The following is a 12988-nucleotide window of genomic DNA, read 5'->3' on the forward strand; positions in this document are numbered from 1 at the left end:
TGTTGCGCTTTATACTAACACGGAGTCACGCTTTAGTAAGCGCCAGATTGGTCGATAGTCTCTTTGCAGTAAACTAATAACAGCGCTATTGTGTATCGACGTCCGCCCGGGAGAAAGACTGTGAAATTGATCAAACTGACACCACTGCTTTTACTGATGTTACTGGCATGTACCAGCACGGTTTGGGGGCAGGAAGAGGAGGAGGCCGAAGGGGCTGTTGAAGGCGCCATTTACATCCCGATGGAGCCACCATTTGTCGTGAACTATGGCGGCGCAGGGCGCTTAAAGTATTTAAAAACTGAACTCTCGCTGCGCGTGAACGACGTGCACACGGCCTCGGCCGTGCGTCACCATATGCCGTTAATACGCAACGCCATGGTCATGCTGCTGTCGCGCCAAAGTGAGGAGGCGATTACCTCGACAGACGGTGTTGAAAAGCTACGCGAATCCGCCAAACAAGAAGTTATTGCTCTGCTTGAATCTGAACAAAACGCCGCCGAGGTTCTCGATGTTTACTTTAACAACCTGATTGTACAGAAATAGCGGACTGCGGTTCGCACCCACAACTCTCACAGTCGCGATACTGGGCATAGTACGCGGCAAGGTGTGCTTCAAAACTGATGGCATCCGCCGCCTCAATCTCCTGCTGGCGCGACAAAGACTCTCGTGCCTGCGCAGCAAACCGTTGATAGTCATCATCCTCCAGAGGGCGCTCGGCATAGTGCCGTTGATGCTCGCGCGCCAGCTCCATAATCAGGGCGTAATAGGTTTTATTCTCGGCTTGCATTTGCTTGAGCATTTGCTCAGCCGGCGTCGCCGTTTCCCCGGCTAATTTGCGTCCTTGCGCCCGGTGTGATTGCTGGTAGTGCTCACCACCGCAGGCCGTATCGAGCAATCGGGCACAGGCGCCAATTTCGCTTTGCAAGCTGTCAGCCCAGTCACGCATAAGTCGCTCGTCACCGCGATTTCGCAAGGTCAATGCCGGGTTGCGACCCGCATCAACCACACGCTTTTGATTTTCCTGCATATCCTGGTATTCAGCGGCGTCAGTTTCGGGGCTATCGGTCAGTAAACAGAAAAGTAAGAAAGCATCGAGGTAATGCAGCTGCTCACTGCTAACCCCCAGGGGCTGATAAGGGTTGAGATCGACACAGCGCACTTCAACATACTCGACCCCCCCCAAACGCAAGGCCTGCAGTGCAGTCTCACCCGACTTTGCCGTGCGCTTGGGACGAATGGAACTGTAGAATTCATTTTCAATCTGCAGCAGGCTAGTGTTGAGCTGACGATATTCACCGCCCTCATCCCGCAAACCGATGCTTTGATAGTCTGGGTGAGACTGAGTAATGGCTCCGCAAAGCGTTTGCAAGTAATTATCAATGTTGTTGTAACACACCACCAATGATTGCTGCGCCGCACTCTGATAGCCCAAATCCCCCATGCGCAGTGAAGTCGCGTAGGGCAGATGCAGCGTGTTTTCATCCTGCCCTAACGCCTGCAATTTGTGATCGCGCCCGCGCACAAAGCTGCGACATACCGCCGGAGCCGCACCAAACAAATAGAGCAGCAACCAAAAGTAACGACGAAAATTGCGGATCAAGGCAAAATATTTGTCGGTTTTAAACGCCTGTAGTGTGCGGGTATTGCCTTCAATTTCCGATAGAGCCTGCCAAAAACTATCCGGCATGGAAAAGTTATAGTGCACCCCGGCAATGGTCTGCATTGCCCGACCGTAACGGTGCCCCAACCCCAAACGATAAACGGTTTTCATGCGGCCACTGTTGGATGTGCCATAGCGGGCCACTGGTATGGCATTATCACCGGCCAGCACACAAGGCATACTGCCCGGCCACAATAGCTCATCGTTGAGTTGGGCGTAGGTGTAACGCTGCACCTGATCCAACTCAGACAGTGCGTCGGCAATGCGCTCATGGGGCTGAGTGATGAACTCCAGCAAGGCCTCGGAATAATCGGTGGTAATGTGAGGGTGAGTCATAGCCGACCCGAGCGCTTTGGGGTGCTCGGTTTGCGCCAGCTTACCCTCTGGAGTCACCCTTAGACTTTCCTTTTCCAGTCCGCGCAGAATTCCACGCAAGGTGCTATTAGCAGCGGGGTCCGCAAATGCGGCCAGCTGCGCGTCTAATTGTGACAATGTGGTGTCCTCGTTAACCGACGCTCGCCGTAGGTTGGTCTGCGCCCGCAGGGGCTTCACTGGATACGGTTTCGACGCCCTCAGCCTGCTCCGGGACGGTTTCAGGCTCAAGCTCAAGTGCCATAGAGTCTTCACCTTTGGCCTTGGGTAGCGGCGGCGGTAAAATGTCAGGATCAATCAGTGGCACACCGCGCTCATTCAGCGCGCAACTCACCAGAGACACTCGCTGACTATAATCTTTGGCATTCACCTCAAACTTTTCGTTCACCGCTTCGTCCCGATGTGGGGTACGGTATAAACCGGCCGGTTCGCGGCCATCAACCCAGGCGCGCTGTTTACTTAAAAACAGCTTATCCTGATTCTGAATAATAAAAACCTCAGACATAACAACTCACGTCTCTATACATATTACGGCAATATAAGACCCATAATGGGGCCTTAGCAGAAAGAGTCAAGCCCAACCCTCACGCGAAAAAACGTCCTGACTTAAGGCGCCTAAACGGGTCGCGAACGGCTGCGATATGGCGCCCATCTCCAGCAAGCTAGCGCGCGCGGGGAATATCCACAATAAAGTCTGTCGCACCGATATCGACCCCGAGCTGACAGAGCAGGGTGCTGACCTGGCCGCGATGGTGGGTTTGATGATTGAACATATGGCACACCAACTCGCCAAAATCTTGTGTCGCCGCTTCACCTTTCGCATTGTGATAAGACAGATTGCGAGTTAAATCATCGGCTTGCAGCTCATCGCTTACCCAGGTCAGTAGCGTTTCATCCACCAGAGCCCTGGCCGCACCGAGCGCTCCGAACCGATCGTAGATCACATTGTCCAGCGCTGTCGGCTGAGGCAGCTCTTCCAGCGCCTGCAGGCTGCGATAGGTCTCGCTGTGCCGGCGAAAACGGTGCAACCACAGCAGATCGCCAACCATCAGGTGGTTAAGCGTACCCAATACCGAGCCAAAGTAGGCCCCCATCGGCTTGCTGAGTTGCTCCTCTGGCAAGGTGGCGGCGCCACTGTATACCTGGCGATTCATTCTAAGGTTATAGCCTGCCATCAGGCGCAGGTGCGTGAGTACTTCCATAACATCCTTCTCTCAGAGCCTTGGCGGCCAACCCTGTAAGTATTTCATAGCCTGTGCCTGTGATACCACCCCAAACTGCGACGCGCCTACCACTGGGTAAATTTACAGTGAAATGTTATCCTTGACCCTTCAACCGCCAACAGCCAAATGCAGAACTATTCATGGAAGCACCAGAACTTGTCGACAATTTAAACCAGGCCCAACATCAGGCCGTTACCGCTGACCCCGGCAATCAGCTGATTCTCGCCGGAGCCGGCAGCGGCAAAACGCGCGTACTGGTGCATCGGATTGCCTGGCTGGTGCAAACTCAAGGCGTCTCTCCCTACAGTATTCTCGCCGTCACCTTTACCAACAAAGCCGCGCGCGAAATGCGGGCGCGCTTAGACGAATTATTTCGCGATTCCGGCACACCTATAAATACTCGCAGTATGTGGGTAGGCACCTTCCACGGTTTAGCACACCGACTGCTCAAGGCTCACTGGAAAGACGCCAAGCTGCCGCAGAACTTTCAAATTCTCGACAGTGACGACCAGCTCCGGCTGATTAAGCGCGTGTATCAAAATTTAGGGCTGGATGCGGAGCGTTGGCCTCCGCGTCAGGCGCAGTGGTTTATCAACGGTCAAAAAGACGAAGGGCTGCGCGCCAAACATATTCAGGAGTCCGCCGACCCGTTTGTTCGCACCATGGCTGCGGTGTACAGCGCCTACGAGGCTGATTGCGAGCGGGGCGGCCTGGTCGACTTCGCCGAATTGCTGCTGCGCGCTCATGAATTGTGGCTCAACAACCCGGCGCTGCTCAATCACTATCAGGGTCGCTTCCCCTATATTTTGGTGGATGAGTTTCAGGACACCAACTCGGTACAGTACGCCTGGCTGCGGGTACTGGCAGGTGAGGCTTGCTTTGTCACCGCCGTGGGCGATGATGATCAGTCCATCTACGGTTGGCGCGGTGCAAAAGTGGAAAATATCCGTCGCTTCGAAGAAGACTATCCGCAAACACAGGTGGTACGCCTGGAACAAAATTACCGTTCCACCGGGCATATTCTCAATGCCGCCAATGCGGTCATTGCCAATAATTTTGGCCGGCTGGGAAAAGAGTTGTGGACCGAGGGCGCCGACGGTGATCCTATATCGCTTTACGCTGCCTTTAATGAACAGGACGAGGCGCGTTTTATTGTCGAGCGTATCACCGACTGGGTCGCGCAAGGCAACAGTAAAAGCAGTTGCGCCATTCTTTACCGCTCCAACGCCCAGTCGCGGGTACTCGAAGAGGCGCTGTTACGCGAGGCCATTCCTTACCGCATATACGGTGGCCAACGTTTCTATGATCGACTGGAAATTAAAAACGCCCTAGCCTACATGCGTCTGGCAGCCAATCAGTTTGACGATCCGGCTTTTGAGCGCGTAATCAATACTCCCACACGAGGTATTGGTGGCAAAACCGTCGATGATATTCGCGCCTTTGCACGCGAGCACGGTTGCTCCCTATGGCAGGCGTCGGAGCAGATGCTGCAACACAAGATGCTAAGTGCCCGTGCCGGCAATGCGCTCCAGGGATTTATCAAACTTATCGATGAGCTTACTCAAAAAAGCCAGGAGATAGCACTGGATCAGTTAGCCAAGTCCGTGCTCGACACAACCGGGATTTTCGAGTTTCACAAAAAGGAAAAAGGCGAAAAGGGCCAGGCCCGGGCCGAAAACCTTGAGGAACTGGTTACCGCATGCGGGGCATTTGAGGCTGCCGATGAAGACGAATCCGTCTTGCAGCAGTTTCTTGATACCGCCGCTCTGGACGCCGGTGAGGCACAAGCCGATGAATTTGAAGACGCCGTGCAGCTAATGACTCTTCACTCGGCCAAAGGCCTGGAGTTTCCTTTGGTATTTATGGCCGGGGCGGAGGAGAATCTTTTTCCTCACAAGATGTCTGTAGAAGATCCGGACCGGCTGGAAGAAGAGCGCCGCCTGGCCTACGTGGGCATAACCCGTGCAATGCAAAAACTCTATATATGCTATTCGGAAACACGGCGCCTGCACGGCAGCGAAACGTTCAACGCTGTCTCGCGATTTGTAAAAGAAATTCCCAATGAACATTTAGAAGAAGTTCGTATTAAAAGTACCATTACGCGTCCCGCACGACTGCAGAATCAAGGCTCACGAAGCCCGTCGCGAGGCAGCAAATCGGCTGTACGCCTCAGCGACTCCGGTGCGGACACAGGCTTTAGACTAGGGCAGCGTATCGCCCATAAAAAGTTTGGTGAAGGTATCATTATTCACTTTGAAGGCTCAGGGCCCAGCACCCGAGTGCAAATCAATTTCGACAGTGAAGGTACAAAGTGGCTGGTGATGCAGTATGCCAAGCTGGAGGCCGTATAGACGGGAACGGAGCACAAAGAACCGTGCTACCATTAGCCACAAATTTGCCATCAAAATAATAATGCCATGACCAACTCACGCTCCTTCTACATCGCCCCGCTCGTTATTCTGGCTTTGGTGGGCCTATCGGTTTGTCTATTCGCCGCTCTGGTAATGTCTAAAGCCAAAGACTTCAGCGGCGCCCAAACGCAGGGCGTGGGCCAGCAGCAAACCTTTCAATGGCGCATGGTTACCACCTGGCCCAAGAATTTTCCCGGCCTCGGTACCGGCGCCGAAACTTTCGCCAGGCTCGTCAATGAAATGAGCGGTGGCCGCCTGACAGTTCACGTACACGGCGCAGGCGAAATTGTCCCGGCCATGGGTGTGTTTGATGCGGTTTCGTCCGGCAGCGTAGAAATGGGCCACTCCGGCGCCTACTACTGGCGCGGTAAATCCCCGGCAACTCAGTTTTTTACCACCGTTCCATTTGGTATGAATGCGCAAGAAATGAATGCCTGGCTCTACCATGGCGACGGCCTCGAGTTGTGGCGCGAAGTTTATGCGCCTTTCAATTTAGTGCCTTTTCCTGCAGGCAGTACGGGCATACAAATGGGCGGATGGTTCAATCAAGAGATTAACTCTCTCGATGATTTAAAGGGCCTAAAGATGCGTATTCCCGGTCTTGCCGGTGAAGTGTTTAATCGTGCTGGCGGCACCAGTGTTAATATACCCGGTGGAGAGCTATACACCGCACTGCAAACCGGGGTGATTGATGCCGCTGAGTGGGTAGGGCCGGCCAATGATATGGCTTTTGGCTTCCATGAAATTGCTCGGTATTATTACTACCCTGGCTGGCACGAGCCGGGCTCCATGATGGAGCTAATCGTCAACAAAGACGCTTATGCATCACTGCCGGCTGATCTACAAGCGATTGTCGCTAACGCTATTCGCGCAGCCAGCGCCGACATGCTTGATCAATACACCGCCACCAATAATACCGCCCTGCAAAACCTGAGAAATAACCATGGAGTACAACTCAAACGCTTTCCCGATGAAGTATTGGTCGAACTCAGACAAATGACCGAAACAGTATTCCAGGAACAAGCGGCCGCCGACCCGATGTTTGCTAAGGTTTACGATTCCTACAAAAACTTTTTACGAAAAGCTGGCGAGTGGCATAAAGTGTCAGAAGAAACTTTTTATCAGGTTCGCCGCGATACCAGCAATGCGCTTGACAATCCACCTGCTGAGCTGGATTAGCCCAATAACAAAACTCTGTCGCACTTGCCTAAAAAATGATTCTCTTTTAGCCTAAGGCTAGCAGGCTGGCCCGTACTCGTCGTCACCACTTTTCGATGGGTGGGCACACACCGTCAAAGTGGCGCCTAGATTACGAACCAGCCTGAGAGTCTGAGTACGTAAAGGTTTGTTCAACAGCCTGCTAGCAACGCAACAAAGGGAATCACAAGCGAATGGAAGTAACAGCGAACACCTTGACAATCAATGGTTTGACTCACTGCTATTACCGGCAACTGTCATTCACAGCGAACGCTCCACTCTACATCGCGATACCGGGTGGCCCCGGTTTAAATCATGCACTATTCCGACCGGCCCTGGAAAACCTTAATGGCGAAGTTATCTATTTTGACCCGCCGGGCACTGGCTCAAGCAGCGCGCTGTGCGAGCAAAATAATACGTTTAACATGTGGCTGGGGCATATTGAAGCATTTGTTAAAAATATTGCCGATCGGCCAGTGGTCATCATCTGTCACTCAGCCAGCGTTATAGTTGCGACCAAACTGGCGTCGACTCTTCCCAACGTTGTCGATAAGCTCGTTATTATCTCCCCGGTGTTAGGCGGCCCGGATAGTTTAATTAAATACATAAAGGAATCCAGCAACCCACAGTACAGCGCAGTTGCCAAAGCGCTTTGGCTCCAGAAATCAGTCGACGCATTGCCCGAGTACCTACAACACGTATTTCCAATGTACGATCCCCAGCCTGCGCCGCCGTCCGTACTGAACAACCTTACCTTTAATGCTGACTTGTTTTTTACCTTCGTCGATGCATGGCTTAAGGAAAATAGACAACTAAACCTAGGCATACTGCAACAAAGATGTTTAGTGATACTGGGCGATAGCGACCCATTCAACCACCGCATTAACGTCAATCATATAGCGCATCAATTAGCTAGCGCTCAGCAAGTAAGCTACACAAATGCCGGCCACAACCTGATGCTACATCACTCAGAAAGGCTAACACAGGATATTGAGAAGTTCGTCAGCGCATGCAGCTAAAGCGGCTTTAGTTTTTCCCCAGTAGCTGTTGGTAGTAAATAGCTACTACGCCGGAGAGGCTATTGACTCCGAGCTTCACCTGAATATCCTTTATTTGTTTGCGCACGGTATTGACCGATCGGCAACGATTATTCGCCACCTCTTGTGCGCTTAACCCACCGGCTAGATCAGTACAAATAGCAAATTCGGCATCACTGAGGCCGAGTTTCTCTTGCAGTGGAATTGACACATCTGCGAAGTTCGCAGGTGTTAGGGTGATGTGAAAATAATCTCCCGAAGCTCCGCTCGCAAATCGAACTGGAATCACGTGCAGCAAAGCCTCCAAACGGCCCCGCCTTACCAAAGGCACGGATTCCGATACAAGTTGATTAGGACTGATAAGCGTACGCAACGCTTTGCGAAGGTCACTTGTCGATCTTCTTGAAGCCAGCTGCAGACTGCTGCCCACCGCCGCACCAAGATCACCTTGATGGAGTAGCTGATTGAAAGCTGGTGAGCTTTGCATAATTTTTAAATTTTTATCAATAATAGCGCAGCAATCTGAAAGGTGCGTGGCTGCGAGCGCACTGCTTCTCTGCAGGCGTAATGCGCACTTTATATGGCGTGATAGAGAATTGAAAAAACGCTCCTCTTCTTCACTGATACTTTTTTCACGCAGGAAGCTTACACGCGCAGAGACATTGCCCTGCCATTGCCAGTAGCCACCAATAGCATGATGAATGCGAAAATCGCGTAAGAAATCGTTGTAAAACGCACTCGCTTTATACTGCTCAGGCGTGACCACCTTATGGTCGGGGGTAAAAACGCCCTCAATAGATTTTTTTTGCAGAGCCTGATACCAAACATCTTCTGAGTGAAAATGCTTAAGATACAGGTCCTCATATTCCTTAGGGTTATTATAATTGAGGCGCGATAAAGGCTTGAGGGATTGGTTATCAACCAAGGTTACGTTGGCAACGTCAAACTTGAGCTCGCGTTGAATAAGCGCCATAAAAGCTCGCCAAGCACTGACATCCACCGCCGTTTCATAGATTAGCTCTATCGCCTGATCGCGAAAATCATCGCTAAGACTGCCCATCCACTATCCCTTTGGCGTTAGAAGTTCACACGTTTTTCTCTGTACTTTGGTCTTTTGTACCATATGGTATATAGAGCGCGCCAGTCGCAAATTCCATACTGGGCATTCATAACCTCACTCTGGTGCCTCTTCGGTTATGGCTAAGGACACACAAAGCCACAGGGACGTGTTTTTACCCCAAAGGAAAATGTCTATGCTGTTGCAATGGATCTCACGTTGGCGAGCGCCCAAAACGATAAGCTTCACCTCCGAGGAACAAATCCTGAATAACAAGCCCAACACCTACTCATCTAAACTGCCAGAGTATCAGCGCGTTCAAGCCTGTGCCTGTCATTCGAAAGAGGGACTGACACCTCTGGTATGGATGGATCAGCCATTGTTTGCGGGTAAACCCATCGTCATTGAATCTCAAGGTATATCTGGCTCCACTCAGGGCATGCGAGATGTCTGGGTTTCTCTGCGAAATCAGGGCAAACAAGCCATGCAATTAGAAGCGCGCGCTATGTTTTATGACCAGGCCAAGCGCCCCATCAATAGCAAAGCGCCATGGAAAAAAGTCACAGTGCCGGGAAATGCATCATCACTGTATTTTAAGTCGTCACAAAGTAGCCAGGTTGAGTATGTTGCGGTTGAATTTCGACAAAATGAGCAGAGTTGAAAACCGCAGGAATGTGCTACCACAGCAGGCACTCGCCAATACGCAATAGCCGTATACGTATTAGCGATTCCCCTTCATGCTAATGCCCGTTCTTTCGGTCATTGCACTTCTATACTTGAGCGGGTCGATCTGGCCTGCCGCGGTTTAACCAGGCTATGACGGCCGCAAAAAACCACTCTACGAGCCCGCCTGTCAGTGCACCAATGGCGACGGGGGCTTGCAGCATGGCGCAAAGTAACCCCGCCGCAAACAACACCGCGGCAAACAACCAATAGGTTTTTATCCCGTACAACGTTGAAAAGGTCAGATACCGACCGCCTATAACGAGCATCATGGCGGCAGGGAAAAACATTGACTGACTATAGTAGGCGGCGGCTACCGCCACCGGAATTGAAAATAACATCCATATTGTACCTTCTATGGCCAGAGGCGCTAATGGATTAGTTTTTTCGTGCTTGCCTGAACGGCCAAGACACTTACACAACACAACCGACACGGGGAAAATAAGCGTACCACCAGCGATCAGTGTAACGATTCCCGCTATTGGCGATATCGCTAGGGCTACAACCCCTGCCACACCCCAGGCCGTGCCAGACGCGATAACACCCGGTACACCATAATAATAGGCCTGCCGCATATCTCGCTGGGCCAAATTTATTGAGTCCATCACTCGCTCCTTCAAGGTTACTTATTGTTTTATCCTTACCATCCGGCTAGCCCGGCCGCCTTATTATAATCTGCTATTAATTTTTTACGCACCGACAACTACGTTGGCTTGATGACATATGTCACCTCAAGTCATGACAAGCCTCAATTATCCCCCCCACCTGCTTGAGCGACACTGGTACCACTGCAGAGTACATCACACGCCACCGTGTGAACCTGCTTCATCAAGGAGATAGCAAAATGCAAATACTAAAGAAAGCAACTTTAATCCTGACGACCGCGCTCATAGCGAATGTCAGTTGGTCTGCCCAAAGCGACATTGACGCCATTGAAGACGCCTATCTGGGCGGTCAACCTGCGGCGTTGGTCAACCTGATCGACTCCACCCAAGGCTATGATCGATTTCTCGCCAAGTACCGCCTGGGCATGATGTACAGCTTCTCGCAACAGTCGGACCAAGCCAAAGCAACCTTTGCGAGTCTCATTTCCGGGTTGGAGGAGCATCTTGTGGCTAACCCGAACGACTCTGAAGCATTGGTTCTGTTAGCTTACACATGTGGCTACAGCATTACTCTCGACCCCGCAAAGGCCACCAGCTACGGCCAAAAATCGTATCAGGCTCTGGCTAAAGCCGAAACCCTTGCCCCTAATAACCCGCGGGTATACCTCGTCAAGGGCATACTTCAGTACAACACGCCTGCAGCCTATGGCGGTAGCAAAGACATAGCCAAGCAAGCCTTAGAGCAAGCCCTTGCGCTTTACCCAAATGATGTAAACTCTGGTTATTACTGGGGGCACGATGAGGCCAATATTTGGCTTGGTTTAACCCTTCTTGAACTGGGTGACAAGACATCAGCGCTTACGCACTTCCAAGCTGCAGCAACACTGGAACCAAACAATGGCTGGGCTAAATACCTGCTAAGCAGCAATACTCAATAAAAAGCCATATTCGCACCCGGTAATTCGGGTGCGATGATCAGGAGAATAACATGGACATCGTTTCTGTCGACGAACTCAACAATCAGCACAGGATTACAAGCCCCTGGAGCTGGATATCGTTCATGTTCAGCGCTTTTTATTTTTTCTCCTTTTTTGCGCTGCCACTCACGTTTCACTTTGTTGTGGTAGCGCTCTTTTACTACGCACTTTTTGCCGCATTCTATATTAGGTTAACCCGTTGCCCGCAGAATCAAGTCGTACTGACACTTACGGGCATGTTGATACTCGGCATTATCGCCTCTGGTCACAACCCTTCTTCCGGCGTCATTTTTGGGTATACCACTTTTTTTGCTGGCTTTTATCTAAAGCGAGCACATGCGCTTATTGCATTGGCCATTGTCTGTGTGTGTCTGTTTATTTCCGCTCACATTCACGACCTTTGGGTTACGTATTATATTTTTCCAAGCTTGATTCCCGCTATTTCTATGTCGTTTCTGGGGCTTTATATCCAGTCCACCACACGTCACGCTTATCAGGAACAGAGAAATTCGGAAGAAAAACGTCAGCTTATAAAAGTTGCGGAGAGAGAGCGGATTGCCCGCGACCTTCACGATACTTTAGGCCACACCCTGTCTAGCATTACATTGAAAGCGCAACTGGCAAAGAAATTAGGCGATAACGGCCAGGTAGAGGACGCACTGAAAGAAATACACCAGGTCGCCCAGCTTGCCCGGGATTCGCTCAGCGAAGTTCGAAGCGCAATTAGCGGTTATCGCAAGAAGGGGCTTACCGAAGAACTAGAGAATCTCGAGCAGAAACTCACTGCAGCGGACTTCGCCGTAAAAATCGAGAACTCTGTAACTAACGTTAGTGCTAAAATAGAGACGGCATTGATACTAATCCTAATTGAGTCCGTGACCAACATTGTTCGTCACAGTTCCGGCAATACAGTGGAAATCAGTCTATCATCAGGAGACTCAGAAATTGACGTCTCTATTAAGGATAACGGCCATGCCAATAACATCACGTTAGGCAACGGGCTCAAAGGCATGCAAGAACGCGTCGAAGATCTAGCGGGAAGTATGGACATAGACAACAATCAGGGCTTTAGTTTGCACATCATGCTGCCGGTGATAACCAATGATTAAACTCATATTGGCGGAAGACCAAAGCTTGGTGCGAGGTGCATTGCGGGCTCTGCTGCAAATGGAAAGCGATATAGATGTTATCGCAGAGGCTGAAGACGGCGAGCAAGCATTGAGGCTTCTCAAACAACATACCGTTGACATTTTACTGACCGATATAGAGATGCCAAACCTTAGCGGCATTGAGCTCATTGAAAAAACACGCGAGCTATACCCCAATTTAAAAACGGTCGTGGTAACCACTTTTGGCCGGGCCGGGTATGTCAAACGTGCTCTAGCCGCTGGCGTAGATGGATTCTTGTTAAAGGACTCGCCGTCTGAAGAGCTGGCGGCGGCTCTTCGAAAAGTGGCATCCGGTAAAAAAATTATCGACCCGGAACTTGCCATTGCCGCGTTAGGGGATTGTGATCCTTTATCCGGTAAAGAGCGCAAAGCACTGAAACTGGCTGGGGAAGGAAAATCGACCGCCGATATTGCCGCAGCTCTTTTTTTATCAGAAGGCACTGTACGAAATTATCTGTCAGAAGCGATTGCCAAGCTCAATGCAACCAATCGAATAGATGCGGCTCGCATAGCTCAGCAAAAAGGATGGTTGTAAAAAAACCGGCAATTAGCCGGTT

At 51.1% G+C, this 12988-nt stretch carries 13 protein-coding genes; 8 read left to right on the forward strand and 5 right to left on the reverse strand.

Features of this window, described 5'->3' with window-relative positions:
- Positions 1 to 120 precede the first annotated feature (120 nt).
- Positions 121 to 543 carry a flagellar basal body-associated FliL family protein gene (locus QWI17_RS22755; RefSeq protein ID WP_302724836.1) on the forward strand — a complete coding sequence of 141 codons (423 nt, stop codon included), beginning with the start codon at positions 121 to 123 and terminating at the stop codon, positions 541 to 543.
- Here the strand turns inward: QWI17_RS22755 and gshA are convergent.
- The 3 genes from gshA to QWI17_RS22770 all read right to left on the reverse strand — a co-directional run bounded on the left by gshA (position 518) and on the right by QWI17_RS22770 (position 3234).
- A complete protein-coding gene (gene gshA, locus QWI17_RS22760) occupies positions 518 to 2152 on the reverse strand; it encodes a glutamate--cysteine ligase (RefSeq protein WP_302724837.1) in 1635 nt (544 codons plus the stop codon). The two genes, QWI17_RS22755 and gshA, sit on opposite strands and share 26 nt — an antisense overlap.
- Positions 2153 to 2165: 13 nt before the next feature.
- Complete coding sequence (locus QWI17_RS22765; RefSeq protein ID WP_302724838.1) at positions 2166 to 2537, reverse strand: hypothetical protein; 372 nt, start codon at positions 2535 to 2537, stop codon at positions 2166 to 2168.
- Between the two features lie 157 nt (positions 2538 to 2694).
- A complete protein-coding gene (locus QWI17_RS22770) occupies positions 2695 to 3234 on the reverse strand; it encodes a DinB family protein (protein ID WP_302724839.1) in 540 nt (179 codons plus the stop codon).
- Between the two features lie 161 nt (positions 3235 to 3395).
- On the opposite strand from QWI17_RS22770, the gene uvrD reads away from it, so the two are divergent.
- The 3 genes from uvrD to QWI17_RS22785 all read left to right on the forward strand — a co-directional run bounded on the left by uvrD (position 3396) and on the right by QWI17_RS22785 (position 7882).
- Positions 3396 to 5606, forward strand: a complete 2211-nt coding sequence (gene uvrD / locus QWI17_RS22775) for a DNA helicase II (protein WP_302724840.1) — start codon at positions 3396 to 3398, stop codon at positions 5604 to 5606.
- 66 nt (positions 5607 to 5672) lie between these two features.
- Complete coding sequence (locus tag QWI17_RS22780) at positions 5673 to 6845, forward strand: TRAP transporter substrate-binding protein (RefSeq protein WP_302724841.1); 1173 nt, start codon at positions 5673 to 5675, stop codon at positions 6843 to 6845.
- 212 nt (positions 6846 to 7057) lie between these two features.
- Positions 7058 to 7882 carry an alpha/beta fold hydrolase gene (locus QWI17_RS22785; RefSeq protein WP_302724842.1) on the forward strand — a complete coding sequence of 275 codons (825 nt, stop codon included), beginning with the start codon at positions 7058 to 7060 and terminating at the stop codon, positions 7880 to 7882.
- 7 nt (positions 7883 to 7889) lie between these two features.
- On the opposite strand, the gene QWI17_RS22790 is transcribed toward QWI17_RS22785, so the two are convergent.
- Positions 7890 to 8960 carry a helix-turn-helix transcriptional regulator gene (locus tag QWI17_RS22790; RefSeq protein ID WP_302724843.1) on the reverse strand — a complete coding sequence of 357 codons (1071 nt, stop codon included), beginning with the start codon at positions 8958 to 8960 and terminating at the stop codon, positions 7890 to 7892.
- 193 nt (positions 8961 to 9153) lie between these two features.
- Between QWI17_RS22790 and QWI17_RS22795 the strand changes: the two genes are divergently transcribed.
- Complete coding sequence (locus tag QWI17_RS22795) at positions 9154 to 9618, forward strand: putative periplasmic lipoprotein (RefSeq protein WP_302724844.1); 465 nt, start codon at positions 9154 to 9156, stop codon at positions 9616 to 9618.
- A 109-nt stretch (positions 9619 to 9727) separates the two neighbouring features.
- Here QWI17_RS22795 and QWI17_RS22800 read toward each other — a convergent pair whose 3' ends face one another.
- Positions 9728 to 10285: a DUF7010 family protein gene (locus QWI17_RS22800; protein ID WP_302724845.1), complete on the reverse strand. Its 558-nt coding sequence runs from the start codon at positions 10283 to 10285 to the stop codon at positions 9728 to 9730.
- Between the two features lie 239 nt (positions 10286 to 10524).
- On the opposite strand from QWI17_RS22800, the gene QWI17_RS22805 reads away from it, so the two are divergent.
- The 3 genes from QWI17_RS22805 to QWI17_RS22815 are packed head-to-tail and all read left to right on the forward strand — an operon-like array spanning position 10525 to position 12966.
- Positions 10525 to 11223: a tetratricopeptide repeat protein gene (locus QWI17_RS22805; RefSeq protein WP_302724846.1), complete on the forward strand. Its 699-nt coding sequence runs from the start codon at positions 10525 to 10527 to the stop codon at positions 11221 to 11223.
- Positions 11224 to 11273: 50 nt separating this feature from the next.
- Positions 11274 to 12371, forward strand: a complete 1098-nt coding sequence (locus QWI17_RS22810) for a sensor histidine kinase (RefSeq protein WP_302724847.1) — start codon at positions 11274 to 11276, stop codon at positions 12369 to 12371.
- Positions 12364 to 12966, forward strand: a complete 603-nt coding sequence (locus tag QWI17_RS22815; RefSeq protein WP_302724848.1) for a response regulator transcription factor — start codon at positions 12364 to 12366, stop codon at positions 12964 to 12966. The genes QWI17_RS22810 and QWI17_RS22815 overlap by 8 nt, the downstream gene beginning before the upstream one ends.
- Positions 12967 to 12988: the final 22 nt, after the last annotated feature.

It is taken from the genome of Gilvimarinus gilvus (assembly GCF_030518155.1).
Taxonomy (GTDB): Bacteria; Pseudomonadota; Gammaproteobacteria; order Pseudomonadales; family Cellvibrionaceae; genus Gilvimarinus; species Gilvimarinus gilvus.

Bases quoted from the DNA above. Each gene is read 5' to 3' on its own strand.
- QWI17_RS22810 (WP_302724847.1), top strand. From the start codon at position 11,274: ATGGACATCGTTTCTGTCGACGAACTCAACAATCAGCACAGGATTACA.
- QWI17_RS22790 (WP_302724843.1), bottom strand. From the start codon at position 8,960: ATGGGCAGTCTTAGCGATGATTTTCGCGATCAGGCGATAGAGCTAATC.
- QWI17_RS22785 (WP_302724842.1), top strand. From the start codon at position 7,058: ATGGAAGTAACAGCGAACACCTTGACAATCAATGGTTTGACTCACTGC.
- QWI17_RS22795 (WP_302724844.1), top strand. From the start codon at position 9,154: ATGCTGTTGCAATGGATCTCACGTTGGCGAGCGCCCAAAACGATAAGC.
- uvrD (WP_302724840.1), top strand. From the start codon at position 3,396: ATGGAAGCACCAGAACTTGTCGACAATTTAAACCAGGCCCAACATCAG.
- QWI17_RS22805 (WP_302724846.1), top strand. From the start codon at position 10,525: ATGCAAATACTAAAGAAAGCAACTTTAATCCTGACGACCGCGCTCATA.
- QWI17_RS22780 (WP_302724841.1), top strand. From the start codon at position 5,673: ATGACCAACTCACGCTCCTTCTACATCGCCCCGCTCGTTATTCTGGCT.
- QWI17_RS22765 (WP_302724838.1), bottom strand. From the start codon at position 2,537: ATGTCTGAGGTTTTTATTATTCAGAATCAGGATAAGCTGTTTTTAAGT.
- QWI17_RS22800 (WP_302724845.1), bottom strand. From the start codon at position 10,285: ATGGACTCAATAAATTTGGCCCAGCGAGATATGCGGCAGGCCTATTAT.
- QWI17_RS22815 (WP_302724848.1), top strand. From the start codon at position 12,364: ATGATTAAACTCATATTGGCGGAAGACCAAAGCTTGGTGCGAGGTGCA.
- QWI17_RS22770 (WP_302724839.1), bottom strand. From the start codon at position 3,234: ATGGAAGTACTCACGCACCTGCGCCTGATGGCAGGCTATAACCTTAGA.